The sequence below is a fragment of the Streptomyces sp. NBC_00872 genome, from assembly GCF_045161915.1.
In the GTDB taxonomy this organism is placed as follows: Bacteria; Actinomycetota; Actinomycetes; order Streptomycetales; family Streptomycetaceae; genus Streptomyces.
On sequence record NZ_CP108806.1, the window covers coordinates 6509691 to 6530686 of the forward strand.

Sequence of the window (20996 nt, forward strand, 5' to 3'; positions counted from 1 at the left end):
GAGGATCGGGATCCCGGTGCGGGGTGCGGGCCCGGCTACGTCCGCAGTACTTGAAGGACGTGGAGGTCCGGCGCGCGGGCGAGCGCTCCGGAGCGGGGCACCTGGCCGGTGGGGTACGGCAGTTCGCGGTGCGGAAGCTGTACGTCGGCGGCGAGTGGGGCGGCCGGCGGCGGTACGGTGAGCACGGCCGGGCTGAGATGGGTGAAGAGCCCGCAGTCGCCGTTGTCGTACGGGCAACTGAACCGGGCCTCGGCGTGGCTCACGGCGGTGAAGGAACGGTTCCCTGCGTGTCTGTCGCCGGGCCCGGAGCCGGAGCCGGAATCAGGTCCGGTACCGGATTCGGGGCCCAGGCATATGAAGAGCGCGGCGAACAGCGTCGCCACGGCACTCGCCAGTGCCATGGGACGCGTGCTGCGTATGTGGCTGCGCCGCGGTCCCCCCATGGGCGCAGATCGTAGTGCGTACACCCCCGGTCAGCAGCAGCGAGGAGCCGTTCCGCGACTGGACGAGGGGCCCGCGACGGTACGAACCGGTCATCGGGCGCGATACCGCGATACAAAGGGGTCATGGCCGACCACCGGGAGATGGACGCCGACGCGCACACGGATGTGGATGCCGACGTAGACGTGGACGCCGTGCCCGAGGCCGACGCCGACGTAGACGTGGACGCCGTGACCCACGCCGTGCTGGCCGCGTCCCGGCTGCTGGTCACCGTGTCCGCCCACTCCCTCGCCGCCGTGGCGGAACAGGTCGAACGCGTCACCCTGCCCCAGTACCGCCTGCTCGCGGTCCTCGCCACCCATGGCGACGCGAAACTGGTGGAGGTGGCCGAGCGGCTCGGGGTGAACCCCTCGACCGCCATGCGGATGCTCGACCGGCTCATCGCCGTCGGTCTGGCGACCCGGCAGAGCAATCCGGACAACCGCCGCGAGACGATGCTGCGGCTGACCCCGGAAGGCCGCAGACTGGTCGAGGAGGTCACGGCCGCGCGGCACCGCGAGATCTCGGCGATCGTGGCGCGGCTGACCCCCGGGCAGCGCTCGGCCCTGGTCGGCGCGCTGACCGCGTTCACGCGGGCGGGCGGGGAGCCGGCGGTCCCGGGCGAGGATTCGGAGCCGTACCCCCTGGGCTGGTCGGACACGCACGCCCGGCCGGCACACAAGTGACGCCGGAGGCCGGGAGCGGCTCTTCGACACCACCCGGACACCACCCGGACAGTACCCGGGCCACCACCTGAGCGCCACTCCGCGGATCACTTCAGCACCATGGGTTGCGTTCACCTATTACCTGGGCAGCACTCGGACGGGCACTATGGGCAGGGTGTCCGTACACGCGCGCGATGTGGGGCGTTGGACGGGGGTTCGCAACGTGCCCGAAATCGTGTGGTGGGATGCTCGTGTGCCCCAACGTGCCCCGCGGCATGGGAGCAGGTGGCCTGACCAGCAAGGATGGGTAGGACAACTAATATGGACAAGCAGCAGGAATTCGTGCTCCGCACGCTTGAGGAGCGCGACATCCGCTTCGTACGCCTGTGGTTCACCGATGTGCTCGGCTTCCTGAAGTCGGTCGCCGTCGCGCCCGCCGAGCTGGAGCAGGCCTTCGACGAGGGCATGGGATTCGACGGCTCCGCGATCGAGGGCTTCGCTCGTGTGTATGAATCCGACATGATCGCCAAGCCAGACCCGGGTACTTTCCAGATCCTGCCCTGGCGTGCCGAGGCCCCTGGTACCGCCCGTATGTTCTGCGACATCTTGATGCCCGACGGCTCGCCGTCCTTCGCGGATCCGCGCTTCGTGCTCAAGAGGATGCTCGCCAAGACCTCGGATCTGGGGTTCACCTTCTACACCCACCCCGAGATCGAGTTCTTCCTGCTGAAGGAGAAGCCGGTCGACGGCACCCGGCCCACCCCGGCCGACAGCTCCGGTTATTTCGACCACACCCCGCAGAATGTCGGCATGGACTTCCGGCGCCAGGCGATCACGATGCTGGAGTCGATGGGGATCTCGGTGGAGTTCAGCCACCACGAGGGCGCGCCCGGTCAGCAGGAGATCGATCTGCGGTACGCGGACGCGCTCTCGACGGCGGACAACATCATGACGTTCCGCCTGGTGATGAAGCAGGTCGCGCTGGAGCAGGGTGTGCAGGCGACCTTTATGCCGAAGCCGTTCTCGGAGTACCCGGGCTCGGGTATGCACACCCATCTCTCCCTGTTCGAGGGAGACCGGAACGCGTTCTACGAGTCGGGCGCCGAATACCAGCTCTCCAAGGTCGGCCGCTCGTTCATCGCCGGTCTGCTGAAGCACGCGGCGGAGATCTCGGCGGTCACCAACCAGTGGGTCAACTCGTACAAGCGCATCTGGGGCGGCTCCAGCCGCACCGCCGGCTCGGGCGGCGAGGCCCCCTCGTACATCTGCTGGGGCCACAACAACCGCTCGGCGCTGATCCGTGTCCCGATGTACAAGCCGGGCAAGACGGGCTCCGCCCGGGTCGAGGTCCGCTCGATCGACTCCGGCGCCAACCCGTACCTCACCTACGCGGTCCTCCTCGCCGCCGGCCTCAAGGGCATCGAAGAGGGCTACGAACTCCCGGCGGGCGCCGACGACGACGTCTGGGCCCTCTCCGACGCCGAACGCCGCGCGATGGGCATCGAACCCCTCCCGCAGAACCTCGGCGAGGCGATCTCCCTGATGGAACGCAGCGAACTGGTCGCCCAGACCCTGGGCGAGCACGTCTTCGATTTCTTCCTCCGCAACAAGAAGCAGGAATGGGAGGAATACCGCAGCGAGGTCACCGCCTTCGAACTCCGCAAAAACCTCCCGGTGCTCTGACCGTATGCAACTGAGAGTCCGGGGAGGCGCCATGACGTTCAATCGGGTCGTGAACCAGGTGGTGCTCTCGGACACGCCGTGACCGCCGTCCGCTGTTTCCCCGACCGCTGTCCATCGGTTCTGTTCGAGGATCCGACGGCACGCCGAAGGCGGTACCCCGGATCTCCGGGATACCGCCCTCGGTGCTGCCTAACGGTGCTGCCTCACGGTGATCGGTCCGGGGAAGGCGCGACGACAAGATCTCCGTCGTCGACGACGAACTCGCTGTAGCCGAAGCTCTCGCCGATCGCGTGGTACAGGTCGTACCGGGATTCGCTGATCGGGACCCGGTAGGCCTTCATCGCCCTCAGGAAGAGCCGGAATCCCAGGTCCGGGTCGGCCTGGGTGACGGCCTGTTCCAGAGCGGCCACCACGTCCGGGACGCTCTGGTAGGGATGTTCCGCCGTGGCCTGGTCCAAGGCCGGACCGACTGCCCGGATCTCGGCGAGTACGGTGTCCTTCCGGCCCTCGTACGGAGCGGGCCCCAGCGGCTCCGGGACGAAGGACGGATCGTCCTTACGGATCCGTTCGACGCAAGCCTCCGCGATCTGCCGAAGCCACTGCCGGCCGTCGATCCACCGATCCGGGGTGTATTCCCGTTCCGTCGCGGCACACCACAGGATGTCGAGCGTCCTTGTCGACAGCGGTGACTCCAGCAGACGCAGGGCATCCTCCAGAAGGGCCGGGGCGAAGCTCCCCTCTCCCCAGTCCGCGGCGCCGACGACGATCTCCATCGCCGTTCCTGTGCTCCCCAGACGATGGAACCACCTGGTGAGACCGCTGAGCCCGAAGTCGACCCAGATCTCGTGCCGCTGAAGCGCCACAGTATCTTCCCTCCTTTCCTACTTCGGATACGCGGTGTAGACCATGTACCCGGGCTTGTGGGCGGACCGCTTCAGCAGGATCGCCACCGTGTTTCCGGCTGCCCTGCTCGTACGGTCGTGTTTCCAGATGGTGCCGAGTGAAGATGTGTCATCCAGTGTGACTTCGAACGGCAACAGGTCTGTAGGGCTCTCCGATTTATTGGAAGTGCGTTCCATCCAGTTCTTCAGTTTGCGCTGATTGGCCTTGTTCTGCTTGGGAGACATCCCCGTGAGCCACTTCGCGAAGGCGTCGTCCACGGCTCGCTGGGCGGTCGCCAGATCGGTCCAGACACCGGTAACCCCGGAACTGTTGGGATTCTTGGCCAGCTCGTCCTGGGCCTTCTTGATCGCTTTCTCGGGGGTGGTGTCGACGTGGTCCTCGATGGTGTGGGCGCCGCGGTCCCCCTCGTGCAGTTTGAGGTTGAGGCAGTTGTGGACGAGTACGTCCTGTGGCCGCGTACCCACCGTGCTCACGTAGAACGTGTGCAGATCGTCGACCGTGAGGTCGTAGACCGTACGGGGGGTGAGGCCCGAGCGGTCACGGAGCGCGGTTACGGCGCGGGCGGAGCCGTCCGGGCCGCGCAGCCGGTCACCCGCGCGCAGGTCTGAGACGAGGGTCCAGCCACGCCCCACCGCATAGACCTTGTGCCCTGCGGTGCTGGTGAGTGTGGAGCCGCCTGCGAGGGTGATGTCGATCAGACGTCCGGTGGGATGCTGGTAGGTGTCGGTGACCGCCTCCGACCGCAGTTCGCCGGTCGCGGGGTCGCCTGCCAGCAGCAGATCGCCCTCCCGTACCTCGTTGATCGCCTTGTGCGAGCCGTCGGCCATCAGTACTTGCGTGCCGGTCGGGAAGCTATTGGCGTTACAGGCGGTGAGCGCGTCCTCCAGGACGTTGACCTCTCGTTCGATCGTGGCGACCACCCGGGGGTCGAGGTCGAGATTCTTGAGGACCCGGTAGGCGTCTCCCACCCCTGTGCCGGTGGCCATCGCGACATCGAGGGCGCGGATGGCGTCGACCGCGTCGGCGATCTTCTTGCCGGGGATGAAGTTGCTGGCCGCCCAGAGGCAGCCGCTGACGCTCCCCTTGGAGCACTGGACGAAATCGTCCGTGAGGATGGTCCACAAGGTCTGCAGGAACATCTTGTCGAAGATCAGAGTGATCTCCAGGCGGCTGAAGTACCTGTCGATGGAGGCCGTCTGGTTCTCGTGCTTCTCGCTGCCGAGCCAGAGGATGGAGTCGGCCGGGCAGGTGGCCGCGGTCACGTCGGTGTCGGCGTCCGCGTCCTGGCACAGATAGAAGTCGACGGTCACGTTGAAACGGAGCTTGAACGTGACGGTGCAGCCGTCGAATCCGACGTCGAGCACGCAGTCGTTCTCGGGCGTCGGCTCGCCCAGTTGCTCGATCGTCTGCTTGGTGAATACCTGCCCGATGCCGGTGGCACCGCCGGTGGTGACCGTTTCCCGGGCCTTTGTGTTCTCGGTGCGGGTGGCGGCTTCCTGAGCATCCCTGGCCGCTTCCTGCGCACGGGCGGCGGCCGCCTCGGCCTCGGCGGCGTCGGCTTCGGCGCGGTCGGCCGCACTGCGGGCGGTGGCCGCGTCGCCCTCGGCGGCGGAGGCCGCGCTACGGGCCGATGCCGCGTCCTGCTCGGCGGCGTCCGCCGAGTTACGGGCATCGGTCGCGTACGTGCTCGCCGTGGAGGCGGCTTCCGCCGCCTCGGCCGCGTCCCCGGTCGCCTGCCGGTCGTACTCGACGGTGTTGGCCTCGGCCGCCAGCGTGGCCTTGACCGCGGCTGCCGCCTCGGCCGCCGAGGCCCGCGCCTTGTTGACCGACGCGGTGGCCCTGACGGCGGAGTCCGCTGCCTGGGACGCCGCGGTGGCCGCCGCCTTGTTGTCGGCGGATGCCTTGGCGGCGAGAGCCTTCGCGGTCGCGGCGGCCTTGGCCGCCTCGTCGGCCCTGGCCTGGGCGACCGCGGCCTGCTGCTGTGCCAGTGTCTTCGCCGTCTGGCCGACCAGAACGGCGAGACCTGCCGAGGAGTCGATCTCGCGGAACGGAGTACCCAGGGAGATGGCGTTGTCCGCCGCGGCGGCCGCGGCGGTGGCGGCATCGCGTGCGGCGGTGGCCGACTGAGCTGCGGCGTAGGCGTGGCCGGCGGTGAGTACGGCCGCGGCTGCGGTCGCCTTCGCCTCGATCTGGGCGATGGCGGCGTGGGCCTTGGCCTCGGCCGCCTTGGCCTTGGCCGTGTCGGCCAACGCCTGGGCGGCACGGACGTTCTGCGCCGCCGCCTCGGACGACGCGATCGCGTCGGCCGCCGCCGAATGGGCCGTGGCCACGGCGGCGTTGGTGATCGCCACATCGCGCTGGGCGGCATCGGATGCCGCCTTGGAACGCGCGGCGGCGGCCTCGGCCTTTGTCGCGGCCTCACGGGCGTTGGCCGCTGCGGTGGTCGCCGTATTCGCGGCGGCGCGGGCGTTGGCCGCAGCCGTGGTGGCCTGGTCCGCCGCGGTACGTGCCTGGACCGCCGCGGCGCGGGATGCCTCGGCCGCGGCTGTCCCCTCGTCCGCGTCGGCCTTGGCCTCCAGGGCCCACTGCTTCGCCAGCGCCGTGTCCCGGTCGCTCTCGGCCCGCAGCGCGCCGTCCCGGGCCTTCTCGGCTTCGCGTTCGGCCGCCAGTGCCTCTTCCTTCTTGGCCGAGGCGGTGGTGCCGGCCGCCTGGGCCGCGTTCAACGCCCGTCCGGCGGCCTCCCGTTGGGTCCGGGCCCGCTGTTCCGCGTCAGCCGCCTTGGTGCGCTCGGAGGCCGCGATGTCCTTCTGGATCTTGGCCTTGTCCCGCTCGGCCTCCGCGACGGCCCGCTTCGCCTTCGCGTCGGCAGCCGCGGTCTTCGCGGTCTGTTCGGCGGTCTCCGCCTTGGCCCGCGCGGCCTTGGCCTTCGTCGCGTTCTCCGCGGCCTGTGTGGCCTGAAGCGCGGCAGCGTCGGCAGCGGCCTTCGCCTGCGCGGCGGCCTCCTCGGCGGCGGCGCGCTGGAACGCGGTCTGCGTGGCGTGGGACTGGGTGTCGCCGAGTGCGTAGAGCGCCTTGCTGTCGGCCGCCGTGGCGGATACCGCGCTCAGTGTGGCCTCCACGGCCTTGGCCGAGGACTGCGCGGCCAGGGCCGATGCCTTGGCCACCTGTGCCGACTGCTGGGCGTAGGTGAGGCCCCGGCCGTACGGAGTGCCATTGGCCAGTGCGATCTTCCCGGCCTCGTCCTGCGCGGCGGCGGCCCTGTCGGACTGCGTCTTCGCCGAGGCCGCCGCCTGTTGAGCGATCGTCAGCTGAGCGCTGATCGCCTTCTTGGCATTGGTGATGGCGGTGGTGGCCTGGGTGAATACGGTTGCCTTCGGGTAGCCGGGCTCGGTCTTCGGCTTGCCCTGCCAGTACTTCTGGAAGACGAGCATCCGGCTGACGATATACGCCTGTCCTTGCGCCTCGATCATGGCGTTCGAGGCGGTGCGCAGATCCTTGTACGACTGGATCTCGGCGGCCACCAGGTCGCCGCGCTGCTTGGTCTGGGACGCCTGCTCCGCCTGCCACTCGGCGTCCGCGGTCTCCACGACGTCACCGAACTGCTTGAGCGGGTCGAACGGGTCGGACGTGGCGCAGCCGGCCCACTGGGTCTTGAGTTCCTCGACCTCCATCCGGAACTCGAGCGAGTCCTTCTCGGGGCTCGCGGACGGAAGTCCGCCCAGGCGGATGAAGCGGGCGATCTCGTAGGACGACATCTTCCTCAGGTCGTCCTCGGACATGTAGAAACCGTAGACGCCGCCCCAAGGCTCGTTCTTGGTCTCCTCCTGTCGCTCCTTGAGGATGGCGATCGCACGGTCGAGGGCGGCCTGGGACGGTTTCGGCAGTGGTGGGCCGTCGAAGTTCTTCGCCGCGTCGTCGAGGAGGAAGTCCCGCATCGACTTCCCGTACTCGGGTGCGTGCAGGAAGGTGGTGTACTCGTCGTTGTGGACGGCGAACGGGGTGGTGATCGCGGCCCAGGCCGTTTCCCGGGCCACTTGGGCGTTGCGGGCTGCCAGCTGGTCGTTGTGGTCGTCCCTGCGGGCGGTGTCCAGTGCGCCGAAGCCCCAGGTGTACACCGCCAGGCGGGCGTTGACCGCCGGTCCGGTCAGACCCTGGGCGGCTGCCGCCTTCACCTTCGGCCCTCCGGCATGCAGCCAGTTGCCGCTCTCGCAGCGGTCGGCGCGGGCCTGGTCGGCCGAGATGGCGGTATTGGACGCCTCAAGGTCCGGCAGTGCCCGGTTCCATATCCTGACCTCATCCATCCGGCCGGCGAAGTAGCCACCGGGCTGTCCGGCCGCCAACCCCCGGCCCACTTCGACGTCGGCCGTGGCCTTCCAGCCCGGGGCATGGGGAGCGACGGCCACCCTGGCGCCGTTCACGTACAGCCGGATCTCTCCCGCCCCCGCGTCGAAGACTCCGGTCAGATGGGTCCAGTCATTTCCGGCCGCGGACCCGTTCGCGGGATTGGCCACGGGCGCGGTACCGGTGACGGTGTCCCAGACAGCCGTGGCGGAATCGGTCTTCGGCATCCCGAACGAGGGCTTGCCGTCCGCGTTCACCTTCAGCGCGAAGCCGGGGACCTGGCTCCCCGGCTCGGAGATCACTGTGGCCGCCTGACCGGCCTTCTCCGACCGCAGCCAGGTCGACACGGTGAACGACTGGTCCGTGGGCAACCGCACCGGAACGGAGAGGTAGTCATCCACACCGTCCAGCCGCAACGTACGGCCGCCGGAGGCGAGATCGCCCCAGATCACCTCGTTGTCGGTCCTCTCACCGGCATAGATGCCGTTGTGGTGAGTGGCGACCGCACCGCCCTCCAGTCCCAGGGCGCTATCGGTGAAATCCGGTTGGCTGTACTCGAAATCGAAGTGCGCCAACTCGCCCTTGACGGGTTGACCGGGCGGCTGCTGCTCATCCGCGGTCGCGTTCCGCGTCGCCGTGGGCACTGCATGGGCGGTCGACATCACCGTCGACAGGGCCGCGACGAGCACCGTCGCCGTCACCAGCCTGGCCGGTCCCCGACGGGGCCGACAGGGTCTTACAGGAATTCTCATCTGCACGATCCACCATTCCTGGTCCGCTTCGAAAAGCACTCCGGAAGAAGGCGGACGCAGCTGTGGACAGATCTGTGCGCCAAGCCCGCGCGAATCCAAGCGCGGCCAGGACGAAATCTCCCCCTCCCCCCGGAACTCGGCATGATCATTACATTTGTAAAGGTCAATCACAACGCGTTTACGGTGCCATCACATCGCTGTCCTCATCGCGGATCCGGGGCGCGGAAGCCGCGGCAGCCCGGTCCGTCGACCGTCCTGGGCCTCTCTGTTCCTCGGCTATCGTCATCGGGCTGCGAGACCAGGGAGAGGACACATCATGGGGCGGGCGGGGCGCGGGCGCGGGTTGAGGGTCGCGGGCTGGATATTGGGGGTCGTCGGTGTCGCGGCGGCTGTCGGAGCCGGGCTCGTTCTGCGGGACGGTTATACGACGGCCGTGGAGGCGGGGCCGGCGATGGAGCCCACGTACACCCCGGGGGACCGGCTCTTCCTGGAGAAGCTGGCGGAGGCCGACGGCGGGGACGTGCGGCGCGGGGACGTGGTGGCCTTCCGGATGCCGGACGCCGAGGGCGGCGAGGTGGTGGGCGGAAGCGGAAGCTGGGTGGGCAGCGGGCTTCAGCGCGTGGTCGGTGTCGGCGGGGACCGTGTCGCCTTCGACGGGACGAAGCTGACGGTCAATGGAACGCCGGTGCGGGAGTCCTATGTGAAGGGCGGCGACCCCGGCCGGGGAGGCGAGCGGTACGACGTGAAGGTGCCCCCGGGGCGGGTCTTTCTGCTCGGGGACAACCGCGCGAACTCGCTGGACTCCCGGTACTTCACATCCGAGCAGTCCGGCACGGTGTCCCTGGGCGCGGTGAGCGCCCGCGTGCTCGACAGCGCCGCCGCCCCCGTGGCGCTCGGTGTGGGGAGCCTGACCGGGGTGGTGCTCGGCCTGGGCGGTGCCGGTTGTCTGGTGGCGGGGTACATGCTGCGCGGGCGCCGGACGGAGTCCGCCTGGCGGTGAGCCCACCTGGAGCCGCACCGCAAGCTCGCCGGGACCCCACCGGGAGCCCGGCGGGACCCGTCAGCATCTGCGCCGCCGTCCGGGACTCATCCCTCCCGCGCGCCGCCCTCCCGGTCGGCAGGGCCTAGGCTCGAATCCTCGGGTTGGCCGCACAGAGTCGGTCGCACAGAGTCGGTCGGGCGGACAGGAGACGGCGTATGACAGTGCCGGGTCGCAGAAGCAGTACGTTCATCCGCCTGCTGCGGCACGGCTTCACCGATCCCTCCGCCGCCGAGCGGCTGCTCGACGAGCCCGAGATGGCGGTCGTACGGTCCGATCCGCTGCTGCTCGACGCGTTCGGCGCGACCGCCGATCCCGATCTCGCGCTGCGCGGGTTCGTCCGGCTGGCCGAGGCGCAGAAGCCGGACGAGCGGGCGATGCTGCTGGACACGCTCGTGACGGCGAAGCCGCTGCGGGACCGGCTGCTCGGGGTGCTCGGCGCGTCCGAGGCGCTCGGCGACCATCTCGCCAGACATCCCGGGGATTGGCACGCGCTGGTCACCTACGAACTGGCCGATCTGCACCCCGGCGTCGAGGAGTTCGAGCACGGTCTCGCCGGTGCCGACGACCCGGTGTCGCTGCGGATCGCCTACCGCCGCTGTCTGCTGGCCATCGCCGCCAGGGACGTCTGCGGTACGACGGATGTCGCCGAGACCGCCGCCGAACTGGCCGATCTGGCCACCGCGACCCTGCGCGCGGCCCTCGCGATCGCCAGGGCCGCCGCGCCCCAGGACGCCGCCGCGTGCCGGCTCGCGGTCATCGCGATGGGCAAGTGCGGCGGCCATGAGCTGAACTATGTCTCCGATGTGGACGTGATCTTCGTCGGGGCCCTGCCGGAAGGGGCCGACGGCCCCGCCGACGAGGGCGCCGCGGTCCGGGCCGCGACCCGGCTGGCCTCCCATCTCATGCGGATCTGCTCCGAGTCGAACATCGAGGGGACCATCTGGCCCGTCGACGCCAATCTGCGGCCCGAGGGCCGCAACGGACCGCTCGTACGGACGCTGAGCAGCCATCTCGCGTACTACCAGCGCTGGGCCAAGACCTGGGAGTTCCAGGCGCTGCTCAAGGCCCGGGTGGTGGCCGGCGACCCGCTGCTCGGCGCGGAGTACATCGACGGCGTCTCACCACTGGTCTGGCAGGCCGCCGAGCGCGAGCACTTCGTGTCGGACGTGCAGAAGATGCGCCGCCGGGTCATCGACAACCTGCCCGCGGGACAGGCCGAGCGTGAGCTGAAGCTCGGCCCCGGCGGGCTGCGGGACGTGGAGTTCGCCGTACAGCTCCTCCAGTTGGTCCACGGACGCAGCGACGCCTCCCTGCGCAGCAGCTCCACCCTCGAAGCCCTCGGCGCGCTGGCGGCGGGCGGCTATGTGGGCCGTACGGACGCGCGACAGCTCGACGAGGCGTACCGCTTCCTGCGCGCCATGGAGCACCACATCCAGCTCTACCGGCTGCGCCGTACGCATCTCGTACCGGAGGACGAGGCCGATCTGCGCCGCCTCGGGCGCTCGCTCGGGATGCGCGGCGACCCGGTCGCCGAGCTGAACAAGGCGTGGAAACGCCATGCCTCGGTGGTACGGCGGCTGCACGAGAAGCTCTTCTACCGGCCGCTGCTCGACGCGGTCGCACAGCTCACGCCCGGCGAGACCCGGCTCAGTCCGAAGGCGGCACGCCAGCGGCTCGAAGCGCTCGGATACGCCGATCCGGTGGCCGCGCTGCGCCATCTGGAGGCGCTCTCGTCCGGGGTGAGCCGCAAGGCGGCGATCCAGCGGACGCTGCTGCCGGTGCTGCTCGGCTGGTTCGCGGACTCGGCCGACCCCGACGCGGGGCTGCTCGGCTTCCGCAGGGTGTCCGACGCGCTCGGCAAGACACCGTGGTACCTGCGGCTGCTGCGGGACGAGGGGGCCGCGGCGGAGAATCTGGCGCGGGTGCTGTCGGCCGGCCGGCTCGCCCCCGATCTGCTGCTGCGCGCACCCGAGGCCGTCGCGATCCTCGGCGACCCGGAGGGTCTGGCACCGCGCGGCCGTGACCATCTCGAACAGGAGATCCTGGCGGCGGTCGGGCGCGCGGACACCGCGGAGGGAGCCGTCGCCGCCGCGCGCGGGGTGCGCAGACGGGAGCTGTTCCGTACGGCCGCGGCGGATCTGATCGGCTCGTACGGTACGGAGGAGAGCCCGGCCGAGGAGGACCCGGGGGCGCTGGTCGACCGCGTCGGGAACGCCGTTACCGACCTCAACGCGGCGACGCTCGCGGGCGCCCTGCGCGCCGCCGTACGCGCGGAGTGGGGCGACACCCTGCCCACCAGATTCGCGGTCATCGGCATGGGCAGATTCGGCGGCCACGAGCTGAGCTACGGCTCCGACGCCGATGTGCTCTTCGTGCACGAGCCGCGCGAGGGGGTCGACGAGCACGAGGCGGGCCGTGCCGCGAACGCGGTGGTCGCCGAGATGCGCAAGCTGCTCCAGATCCCCACCGCCGACCCGCCGTTGCTGATCGACGCGGATCTGCGCCCGGAGGGCAAGAGCGGTCCGATGGTCCGTACGCTCGCCTCCTACGCGGCGTACTACCGGCGCTGGTCGCTGGTCTGGGAGAGCCAGGCGCTGCTGCGGGCGGAGCCGATGGCGGGCGACGCCGGTCTGGCCGGCCGCTTCATCGACCTGATCGACACCCTGCGGTATCCGGCGGAGGGGCTCGGGGAGGACGCGGTACGGGAGATCCGCCGCCTCAAGGCGCGCATGGAGCGGGAACGGCTGCCCCGGGGCGCGGATCCGACGCTCCACACCAAGCTGGGCCGGGGCGGTCTCTCGGATGTCGAGTGGACGGTCCAGTTGCTCCAGCTGCGGCACGGCTGGGCGGAACCGGGGCTGCGTACGACCCGTACCCGCGAGGCACTCGCGGCGGCCCGAGCGGCCGGTCTGCTCTCGACGGAGGACGCGCAGATCCTGGACGACGCCTGGGTACTGGCCTCCCGGGTGCGCAACGGCGTGATGCTGGTCAGGGGCAGGCCCGGCGACACCTTCCCGTCGGACGGCCGCGAACTGGCGGCGATGGGCCGCTACCTGGGGTACGGGCCGGGCCATGTGGGGGACATGCTGGACGACTACCGCCGGACCACCCGGAGGGCGCGCGCGGTGGTCGAGCGGCTCCTGTACGACGCGGTGTGAGTACGGCGACGCGGGACGACGCGGTGTGAGCTACGACGACATGGCGTGACTATGCCGGTCGGGCGTGAGCTACGACGACGTGGTCCGAGCTACGACGACGTGGTGTGAGCGCGGCGCGAGGACGCGGCCGGGGAAGCGGCCGGGCCGTCCGCGTCCACGTCGCGCGGGAGCCGGGCGGGAAGCGAGCCGTACCAGACGTACGAGACGGCGAAGCCGAACGCCAGGCAGATCATGCCGCCCACCGCGTCCAGCCAGAAGTGGTTTGCGGTGGCGACGATGACCACCAGCGTCAGTGTGGGGTAGAGCAGACCGAGGATCTTCGTCCAGGGCGCCTTGGCCAGTGCGAAGATCGTCAGACCGCACCAGAGCGACCAGCCGATGTGCATCGAGGGCATGGCCGCGTACTGGTTCGACATGTTCTTGAGATTGCCCGAGGCCATCGAGCCCCAGGTCTCGTGGTGCACGACCGTGTCGATGAAGCCGTTCCCCGCCATCAGCCGCGGCGGTGCCAGTGGGTACAGGTAGTAGCCGAGAAGGGCCACGGCCGTGGTCGCGAAGAGCACCAGCCGGCCGGCCGCGTAACGGCCGGGATGGCGGCGGAAGAGCCAGACCAGTACACCGATCGTGACGATGAAGTGGAGAGTCGCGTAGTAGTAGTTCATTCCCACGATCAGCCACGTCACAGAATTCACCGCGTGGTTGACCGAGCGCTCCACGGCGATGCCAAGATGCTGTTCCGCGTGCCAGATCCAGTTCGCGTTCTCCAGAGCCTTCGCCCGGCGCTCCGGTACCGCGTTGCGGATCAGTGAGTACGTCCAGTAACTCACCGCGATCAGGAGGATTTCGAACCAGAGACGAGGACGGCGAGGTGATCTCGCGCGCCGCAGCCACATGTGGTCGCGCCGCGGTGGCGTGCGCTCGTCCACCGGCTTCGACGGCGTGCGGCCGGTCGCCGGCTCCGTGGTGTCCACCGGTGCCGCGGCCGCGTCGCGTCTCGCGCCGGTCGCCACGTGCTTCGCGTCCGCCTCCTCGTGAGTGATGGGTGACGGGGTGACCCCTCGGCCTTCCTCTGTCTTCACTGTTGGTTCACCCATAGCGAGAGAGTCTGCCAGATTCTCGTCCTCCGACCGATCATCCCCCGGTCGGGTTCCCCTCGCATGTGCTACTACCGGAGGACGACTCCTCCCGCGGGCATCTCCTCATCGCGAAGGCGTTTACCGACCGGATCAGGGACGGGTCCGTGACCCCGGTATTCCCTGGGGCCCGGGGACCGGTCCGGAAGCGGTTGAACCGCGAACCACCAGCTCGGGCATGAAGACGAACTCGCTGTGCGGCGCGGGGGTGCCGCCGATCTCCTCCAGGAGCGTACGGACCGCGGCCTGGCCCATGGACGGCACCGGCTTGCGGATCGTCGTCAGTGGCGGATCGGTGAAGGCTATGAGGGGCGAATCGTCGAAACCGACCACCGAGAGATCGCGCGGCACCTCGAGACCGAGCCGTCGCGCCGCCCGGATCGCACCCAGCGCCATCATGTCGCTCGCGCACACCACCGCCGTACAGCCGCGGTCGATCAGCGCGGAGGCCGCGGCCTGACCGCCCTCCAGGGTGAACAGCGACTGCTGGATCAGCTCGTCCGTCTCGTCGGAGGACAGTGCCAGCAACTCCTGGACCGTGGCGCGGAACCCCTCGATCTTGCGGAGTACGGGCACGAAGCGGCGGGGGCCGACGGCCAGCCCGATCCGCTGATGGCCCAGCGAGACGAGATGGGTCACCGCCAGCCGCATCGCGGCCCGGTCGTCGGGGGAGATGAACGGTGCCTGGACCTTCGGCGAGAAACCGTCGACGAGGACGAAGGGCACACCCTGGGCGCGCAGCTTCTCGTAGCGCCGCATGTCCGCGGAGGTGTCGGCGTGCAGTCCGGAGACGAAGATGATGCCGGAGACGTCCCGTTCGACGAGCATCTCCGTCAGCTCGTCCTCGGTGGAGCCGCCCGGGGTCTGGGTCGCGAGCACCGGTGTGTAGCCCTGCCGGGTCAGTGCCTGGCCGATGACCTGCGCCAGGGCCGGGAAGATCGGGTTCTCCAGCTCGGGGGTGATCAGGCCGACGAGTCCCGCGCTGCGGCGGCGCAGCCGCACCGGACGTTCGTAGCCGAGGACGTCGAGCGCGGCGAGTACGGATTCACGGGTGGCCGCGGCAACCCCGGGTTTGCCGTTCAGTACGCGGCTGACCGTCGCTTCGCTGACCCCCGCCTGAGTTGCGATATCGGCAAGCCGTGCGGTCATGTGAGTGGACTGTACCGGGCGTCTGTCGGATTGCCCACCGCACACGGAAACCAGCCATCCCGGCTCCCTCTTGCAAGATCTTGCGAAACCTTCCTGCGGTACGGGTGTCACCTCGGGCATACGCCGTGGACCTGCGCGATCCTTCCCTGGCAGGCTTCCGGGGCCCGCGTCAAGGGGGCCGACGGCAATCGGCGGGACACGCCACGGTGACGGTCAACGCTCCTTGCAGAAATCTTCCGCAAGGTCTTTCGGCCTTCTTGCATCGCTGTTACCTTCACGTCCGACCCGGCGCCGCGACGGAGCGGTACGGCAGTTGAAGGAGTTCGGATGCGACGTGGCATAACGGCCACCGCCCTGGCCGCGACCCTGGCCCTCGGGGCGACCGCCTGCGGGAGCGACGACGAGTCGCCGGCGAGCGGCAGGAGCGCGGGCGGCGAGCTTTCGGGAACGGTCACCTGGTGGGACACGTCCACCGTCGGCAGCGAGGACAAGGTCTTCAAGCGGCTCGCCGAGGACTTCGAGAAGAAGCACCCGAAGGTCGACGTCAAATATGTGAACGTGCCCTTCGGCGACGCCCAGAACAAGTTCAAGAACGCGGCGCAGTCCGGCTCCGGTGCCCCCGATGTGATCCGCTCCGAGGTCGCGTGGACCCCCGAGTTCGCCGATCTCGGCTATCTCGCGCCGCTGGACGGCACCCCGGCGCTCAAGGACGACACGGACTTCCTGCCGCAGGCCGCCGCGTCCACCGAGTACAACGGCAAGACGTACGCCGTACCGCAGGTCATCGACTCCATGGGCATCTTCTACAACAAGAAGATCTTCAAGGACGCGGGTGTCGAAGTCCCCACGACCATCGCCGAGTTGAAGACCGTGTCCAAGACCGTCAAGGACAGGACCGGGAAGACCGGGCTGTATCTGCGCGGTGACGACGCCTACTGGTTCCTGTCGTTCCTGTACGGCGAGGGCGGCAATCTGGTCGACGCCGAGTCGAAGACGGTCACCGTCGACAACGCGGCCGGTGTCAAGGCCATGACCGTCGTCAAGGACCTTGTCGACTCCGGGGCGGCCAAGACCGACGCCACCGACGGCTGGGAGAACATGCAGTCGTCCTTCAAGGACGGCAAGGTCGCGATGATGATCAACGGTCCCTGGGCCGTCACCGACACCTATGGCGGCGCGGAGTTCAAGGACAAGGCCAACCTGGGCATCGCGCCCGTACCGGCGGGCTCCGTCGCGCAGGGCTCCCCGCAGGGCGGCCACAACCTCGCGGTCTACGCCGGCTCCAAGAACCTCGACGCCTCCTACGCCTTCACCGAGTACATGACCTCCGCGGAGAGCCAGGCCAAGGTCGCCGAGGAGCTGAGCCTGCTTCCCACCCGTACCTCCGCGTACGCGCTGCCGGGCGTCGCGGACAACGAGATCGTCGGGTTCTTCAAGCCCGTCGTGGACAAGGCTGTCGAGCGCCCCTGGATCCCGGAGACCGGCAGCCTGTTCGCGCCGCTGGTGACCGAGTACACCAAGGTCCTCACCGGACAGACCACACCGGAGAAGGGCGTCGGCGCCACCGGTGACGCCTACCGCGAGCTGCTCAAGGGCTGGAAGTAGAGCGGCCGGCCGGTCCCGACGGGCCGCGGCCGGTCCACGCCAGCCCCTGCGGGTCCGACGGGCCGTGACCGGTCCGCGCCGGTCCTGACGGGCCGTGACTGTCCTCGCGGGTCCTGACGGGCCGTCACCTGACGGGACCCGGCCCGGTTCGCGCCGCTCCCGGCGGATAGCGGCCGGTCCGGTCCGGTACTGGCCGGTCCGGTACTGGCCGGTCCGGTACTGAACGGTTCGATCCGGTCCCGGGCGGTGGGCCGAAGGAAAGAAGCAGACCGAAGGAAAAGGAAAGGCGGGCCGGATGGCTCTCCACACCAGTCGGCCGGTGCCGAAGGCCGCGGGCGGCACACCACCCGGCGGACTCCGGCGGCCCGGAAGGTCCCCGGCCCCGGGAAGGCTCGCCCGGGGCCTCGCGACGCACTGGTACGCCTGGACGATGGTCGCCCCGGTGGTGGCCGTGATCGGCGTGATCATCGGCTATCCGCTGGTCCGCGGCGTCTATCTGTCACTGACCGACGCCAACGAGCGCAATGTCGAGCGCAGCATCGGCGTCAACCATCTGCCGGCCACCTACGAGTTCGTCGGACTCGACAACTACGCCGACGCGCTGACGGGCGATCAGTTCCTGTCCACCCTCGGCTGGACGCTGGTGTGGACGGTCTCCTGCGTCGCCCTCACCTTCGGTCTCGGGCTGGCCCTGGCCAACATCCTCAACCGCCGGATCGCGGGCCGCTCCTTCTACCGGATGCTGCTGATCCTGCCCTGGGCCGTCCCGGGCTTCGTCTCCGTCTTCGCCTGGCGCTTCCTCTACAACGAGGACCGGGGCTTCCTCAACAAGCTGCTGGCGGGCGGCGGTATCGACGCGGTGCCCTGGCTCAACGACCCGACCTGGGCCAAGTTCTCGGTCATCGCCGTGAACATCTGGCTCGGGGTGCCCTTCATGATGGTCGCGCTGCTCGGCGGACTCCAGTCCATCCCCGGGGAGATGTACGAGGCGGCCGAGATGGACGGGGCGAACGCCTGGCAGCGCTTCCGCCACATCACCATGCCGGGGCTGCGCTCGGTCAGTACGACCGTGATCCTGCTCTCCACCATCTGGACGTTCAACATGTTCCCGGTGATCTTCCTGCTGACCCGCGGCGGCCCCGGCGAGGCGACGCAGATCCTGGTCACGCAGGCGTACAAGTTCTCCTTCGAGATCAGCCCGCGCGACTTCGCGCAGTCCTCCACCTGGGGCGTGCTGATCCTCGTCCTCCTGATGGCCTTCGCCGCGGTCTACCGGCGGGTCCTCCGTACCCAGGGAGATACGTGGTGACCACCGCAGCCGCCCCCCGGACCGCTCCGGCCGGCACACCGGCCGGCCCGGCCGGTGCCAACACCCCGCGCCGGGGCAGGCGTTCACCGCTCGCCTCCGTCGCCCTGCACACGACCCTGATCGTCGCGTCCGTGATCGCGGTCTTCCCGGTGCTGTGGGTCCTGCTGACCTCGCTCAAGCCCGCGAGCTATGCGACCACCACGGACTTCTTCAAAGAGACGACCTTCGAGAACTACACCGGTCTGCTGCGCGACACCCCGTTCCTCACCTGGTTCGGCAACTCGCTGCTCGTCGCCGGATTCACCACCGTGCTCGGTGTCTTCACCGCCGCGACCACCGGCTACGCCGTCAGCCGCTTCCGCTTCCCCGGCAAGCGCGGGCTGATGTGGACGCTGCTGATCACCCAGATGTTCCCGGTCGCCGTGCTCATCGTGCCGATCTACAACATCATGTCGGGACTGGGGCTGCTCAACCGCTCGGCGGGTCTGGTGATCACCTATCTCACCATCGCCGTGCCGTTCTGCGCCTGGATGATGAAGGGCTTCTTCGACACCATCCCCCGGGAGATCGACGAATCCGGCCAGGTCGACGGACTGACGCCGTTCGGTACGTTCTTCCGGCTGGTCCTGCCGCTGGCCAAGCCCGGTCTCGCGGTGACCGCGTTCTACTCCTTCATCACCGCCTGGGGCGAAGTGGCCTACGCCTCGGCCTTCATGGTCGGCGACGAGAATCTCACGCTCGCCGGCGGTCTCCAGAAGTTCGTCAACCAGTACGGCGCCCAGTGGGGCCCGATGACCGCCGCCTCCGTGCTCATCGCCATCCCCGCCGCGCTCGTCTTCCTCTTCGCCCAGCGCCATCTCGTCACCGGCATGTCCGCCGGTGCCGTCAAGGGCTGACCCCCCTTGGCCGTACCACCGTGTTCGTACGACGACGACGGCGCCTGGCCGACCAGGCCCGGTGTGCCGCTCCCTTCCCCCAGACACCCCAGGGATGACATGACCCAGCACCTCGCTGCCCCTCTGACCGGCACGTCCGACGACGCCCCGGCCCACCGCCACGGCTGGTGGCAGGACGCGGTGATCTACCAGGTCTACCCACGCAGCTTCGCCGACGGCAACGGCGACGGCATGGGCGATCTCGACGGGGTACGCCGCCGGCTGCCTTATCTCAGGAAGCTGGGCGTCGACGCCGTCTGGCTCAGCCCCTTCTACGCGTCCCCCCAGGCCGACGCGGGCTACGACGTCGCCGACTACCGGGCCATCGACCCGATGTTCGGCACCCTGCTGGACGCGGACGCGCTGATCCGCGACGCCCACGAACTCCAGCTGCGGGTCGTCGTCGACCTCGTGCCCAACCACTCGTCGCACGAGCACGACTGGTTCAGGCGGGCGCTGCGGGAGGGGCCGGGCTCCGCACTGCGCGAGCGCTACCACTTCCGTCCCGGCAAGGGCGCCGACGGCGAACTCCCGCCCAACGACTGGGAGTCCATCTTCGGCGGCCCCGCCTGGACCAGGACGACCGACCCGGACGGCACGCCCGGCGACTGGTATCTGCATCTCTTCGCCCCGGAGCAGCCCGACTTCAACTGGGACCATCCGGCGGTCGCCGACGAGTTCCGCTCCATCCTGCGGTTCTGGCTGGACATGGGCGTCGACGGCTTCCGTGTCGATGTCGCCCATGGACTGGTGAAGGCGGCGGGACTGCCGGACATCGGCGGCTCGGGACAGCTCAGACTGCTCGGCAACGACATCATGCCGTTCTTCGACCAGGACGGGGTGCACGAGATCTACCGGCAGTGGCGCAGGATCCTCGACGAGTACCCCGGGGACCGGATCGCCGTCGCCGAGGCCTGGACGCCCACGGTCGAACGCACCGCGAACTACGTACGCCCCGACGAACTGCACCAGGCGTTCAACTTCCAGTATCTGAGCACCTCGTGGGACGGACCCGCGCTGCGCGAGGTCATCGATGTGTCGCTGGCGGCGATGCGGCCGGTCGGCGCGCCCGCCACCTGGGTGCTCTCCAACCACGATGTGACCCGGCACGCCACCAGGTTCGCGGGCCCGCCCGGCGGCGGTACGCAGACCCGGGATGCGGGCGACCGTACGCTCGGACTGCGGCGGGCGCGCGCGGCGACACTGCTGATGCTGGCGCTGCCCGGCTCCGCCTACATCTACCAGGGCGAGGAACTCGGGCTGCCCGATGTCACCGATCTGCCCGACGAGGTGCGACAGGATCCCTCGTACTTCCGCGCGGACGGACAGGACGGCTTCCGCGACGGGTGCCGGGTGCCCATCCCCTGGACCAGGGAGGGGAGTTCGTACGGTTTCGGCACCGGCGGAAGCTGGCTGCCGCAGCCGGACGGCTGGGGTCCGCTGAGCGTCGAGGCCCAGACCGGTGACCCGGACTCCACGCTGGAGCTGTACCGGTCGGCGCTGGCGGTGCGCAAGGAACACCCGGGCCTGGGCGCGGGCGCGTCGGTGGAGTGGCTGGACGCGCCCGAGGGCGTCCTGGTCTTCGCCCGCCCCGGCTTCCTCTGCACGGTCAACACGACGGACAGGGCGGTACGGATCCCGGTCCGCGGCGCCCTGCTGCTGTCCAGCCACCCGATGACGGCGGACGGTTCCGGGACCGGGACCGAGCTGCCCGCGAACACGACGGGGTGGTGGGCGGTGTGAGCCATCCGCCGCCGCGGGGGACGGACGGGCGGGAGGGCACCGCCGGCGCGCGGCGCTCCCCGGCCCCCGTGCCGGTCCCCGCGGCGGCCCCCGTGCCG

General features: G+C 69.6%; 13 protein-coding genes. 8 read left to right on the top strand and 5 right to left on the bottom strand.

The window, feature by feature from the left end:
- Window positions 1-35 precede the first annotated feature (35 nt).
- On the bottom strand, window positions 36-401 hold the full coding sequence (locus OG214_RS27850; protein WP_383033153.1) for a hypothetical protein: 366 nt from the start codon (window positions 399-401) through the stop codon (window positions 36-38).
- Between the two features lie 165 nt (window positions 402-566).
- Between OG214_RS27850 and OG214_RS27855 the strand changes: the two genes are divergently transcribed.
- Both OG214_RS27855 and glnA read left to right on the top strand, forming a co-directional pair.
- Entirely contained in the window at window positions 567-1166 is a 600-nt protein-coding gene (locus OG214_RS27855) for a MarR family winged helix-turn-helix transcriptional regulator (RefSeq protein WP_405986292.1), read from the top strand.
- Between the two features lie 300 nt (window positions 1167-1466).
- Complete coding sequence (gene glnA, locus OG214_RS27860; RefSeq protein WP_363080272.1) at window positions 1467-2828, top strand: type I glutamate--ammonia ligase; 1362 nt, start codon at window positions 1467-1469, stop codon at window positions 2826-2828.
- A gap of 203 nt (window positions 2829-3031) precedes the next feature.
- On the opposite strand, the gene OG214_RS27865 is transcribed toward glnA, so the two are convergent.
- Both OG214_RS27865 and OG214_RS27870 read right to left on the bottom strand, forming a co-directional pair.
- Window positions 3032-3691 (bottom strand): hypothetical protein, encoded by a 660-nt coding sequence (locus OG214_RS27865; RefSeq protein ID WP_405986293.1) that lies wholly within the window; start codon window positions 3689-3691, stop codon window positions 3032-3034.
- 18 nt (window positions 3692-3709) lie between these two features.
- The gene (locus tag OG214_RS27870; protein WP_405986294.1) at window positions 3710-8773 is read right to left on the bottom strand and encodes a LamG-like jellyroll fold domain-containing protein; all 5064 of its coding nucleotides are present in this window, start codon (window positions 8771-8773) and stop codon (window positions 3710-3712) included.
- A 367-nt stretch (window positions 8774-9140) separates the two neighbouring features.
- Here OG214_RS27870 and lepB point away from each other — a divergent pair, with 367 nt between their 5' ends.
- Both lepB and OG214_RS27880 read left to right on the top strand, forming a co-directional pair.
- On the top strand, window positions 9141-9824 hold the full coding sequence (gene lepB, locus OG214_RS27875; protein WP_405986295.1) for a signal peptidase I: 684 nt from the start codon (window positions 9141-9143) through the stop codon (window positions 9822-9824).
- 197 nt (window positions 9825-10021) lie between these two features.
- The gene (locus OG214_RS27880; protein ID WP_405986296.1) at window positions 10022-13024 is read left to right on the top strand and encodes a bifunctional [glutamine synthetase] adenylyltransferase/[glutamine synthetase]-adenylyl-L-tyrosine phosphorylase; all 3003 of its coding nucleotides are present in this window, start codon (window positions 10022-10024) and stop codon (window positions 13022-13024) included.
- 89 nt (window positions 13025-13113) lie between these two features.
- Here the strand turns inward: OG214_RS27880 and OG214_RS27885 are convergent, their stop codons facing one another.
- Window positions 13114-14118 (bottom strand): phosphatase PAP2 family protein, encoded by a 1005-nt coding sequence (locus OG214_RS27885; RefSeq protein WP_405986297.1) that lies wholly within the window; start codon window positions 14116-14118, stop codon window positions 13114-13116.
- 132 nt (window positions 14119-14250) lie between these two features.
- A complete protein-coding gene (locus OG214_RS27890) occupies window positions 14251-15306 on the bottom strand; it encodes a LacI family DNA-binding transcriptional regulator (protein WP_363080277.1) in 1056 nt (351 codons plus the stop codon).
- Between the two features lie 327 nt (window positions 15307-15633).
- On the opposite strand from OG214_RS27890, the gene OG214_RS27895 reads away from it, so the two are divergent.
- The 4 genes from OG214_RS27895 (at window position 15634) to OG214_RS27910 (ending at window position 20898) form a co-directional block, all read left to right on the top strand.
- Window positions 15634-16911 (top strand): extracellular solute-binding protein, encoded by a 1278-nt coding sequence (locus OG214_RS27895; RefSeq protein ID WP_405986298.1) that lies wholly within the window; start codon window positions 15634-15636, stop codon window positions 16909-16911.
- A 295-nt stretch (window positions 16912-17206) separates the two neighbouring features.
- A complete protein-coding gene (locus OG214_RS27900) occupies window positions 17207-18220 on the top strand; it encodes a sugar ABC transporter permease (RefSeq protein WP_363080279.1) in 1014 nt (337 codons plus the stop codon).
- A complete protein-coding gene (locus OG214_RS27905) occupies window positions 18214-19116 on the top strand; it encodes a sugar ABC transporter permease (RefSeq protein WP_405986299.1) in 903 nt (300 codons plus the stop codon). Before OG214_RS27900 ends, OG214_RS27905 begins: the two co-directional genes overlap by 7 nt.
- A gap of 99 nt (window positions 19117-19215) precedes the next feature.
- Window positions 19216-20898: a glycoside hydrolase family 13 protein gene (locus tag OG214_RS27910; protein WP_405986300.1), complete on the top strand. Its 1683-nt coding sequence runs from the start codon at window positions 19216-19218 to the stop codon at window positions 20896-20898.
- Window positions 20899-20996: the final 98 nt, after the last annotated feature.

Excerpts from the sequence above, each read along its gene's own strand:
- OG214_RS27885 (WP_405986297.1), bottom strand. The coding sequence starts at position 14,118 with ATGGGTGAACCAACAGTGAAGACAGAGGAAGGCCGAGGGGTCACCCCG.
- lepB (WP_405986295.1), top strand. The coding sequence starts at position 9,141 with ATGGGGCGGGCGGGGCGCGGGCGCGGGTTGAGGGTCGCGGGCTGGATA.
- OG214_RS27880 (WP_405986296.1), top strand. The coding sequence starts at position 10,022 with ATGACAGTGCCGGGTCGCAGAAGCAGTACGTTCATCCGCCTGCTGCGG.
- glnA (WP_363080272.1), top strand. The coding sequence starts at position 1,467 with ATGGACAAGCAGCAGGAATTCGTGCTCCGCACGCTTGAGGAGCGCGAC.
- OG214_RS27855 (WP_405986292.1), top strand. The coding sequence starts at position 567 with ATGGCCGACCACCGGGAGATGGACGCCGACGCGCACACGGATGTGGAT.
- OG214_RS27850 (WP_383033153.1), bottom strand. The coding sequence starts at position 401 with ATGGCACTGGCGAGTGCCGTGGCGACGCTGTTCGCCGCGCTCTTCATA.
- OG214_RS27890 (WP_363080277.1), bottom strand. The coding sequence starts at position 15,306 with ATGACCGCACGGCTTGCCGATATCGCAACTCAGGCGGGGGTCAGCGAA.
- OG214_RS27900 (WP_363080279.1), top strand. The coding sequence starts at position 17,207 with ATGGCTCTCCACACCAGTCGGCCGGTGCCGAAGGCCGCGGGCGGCACA.
- OG214_RS27895 (WP_405986298.1), top strand. The coding sequence starts at position 15,634 with ATGCGACGTGGCATAACGGCCACCGCCCTGGCCGCGACCCTGGCCCTC.
- OG214_RS27910 (WP_405986300.1), top strand. The coding sequence starts at position 19,216 with ATGACCCAGCACCTCGCTGCCCCTCTGACCGGCACGTCCGACGACGCC.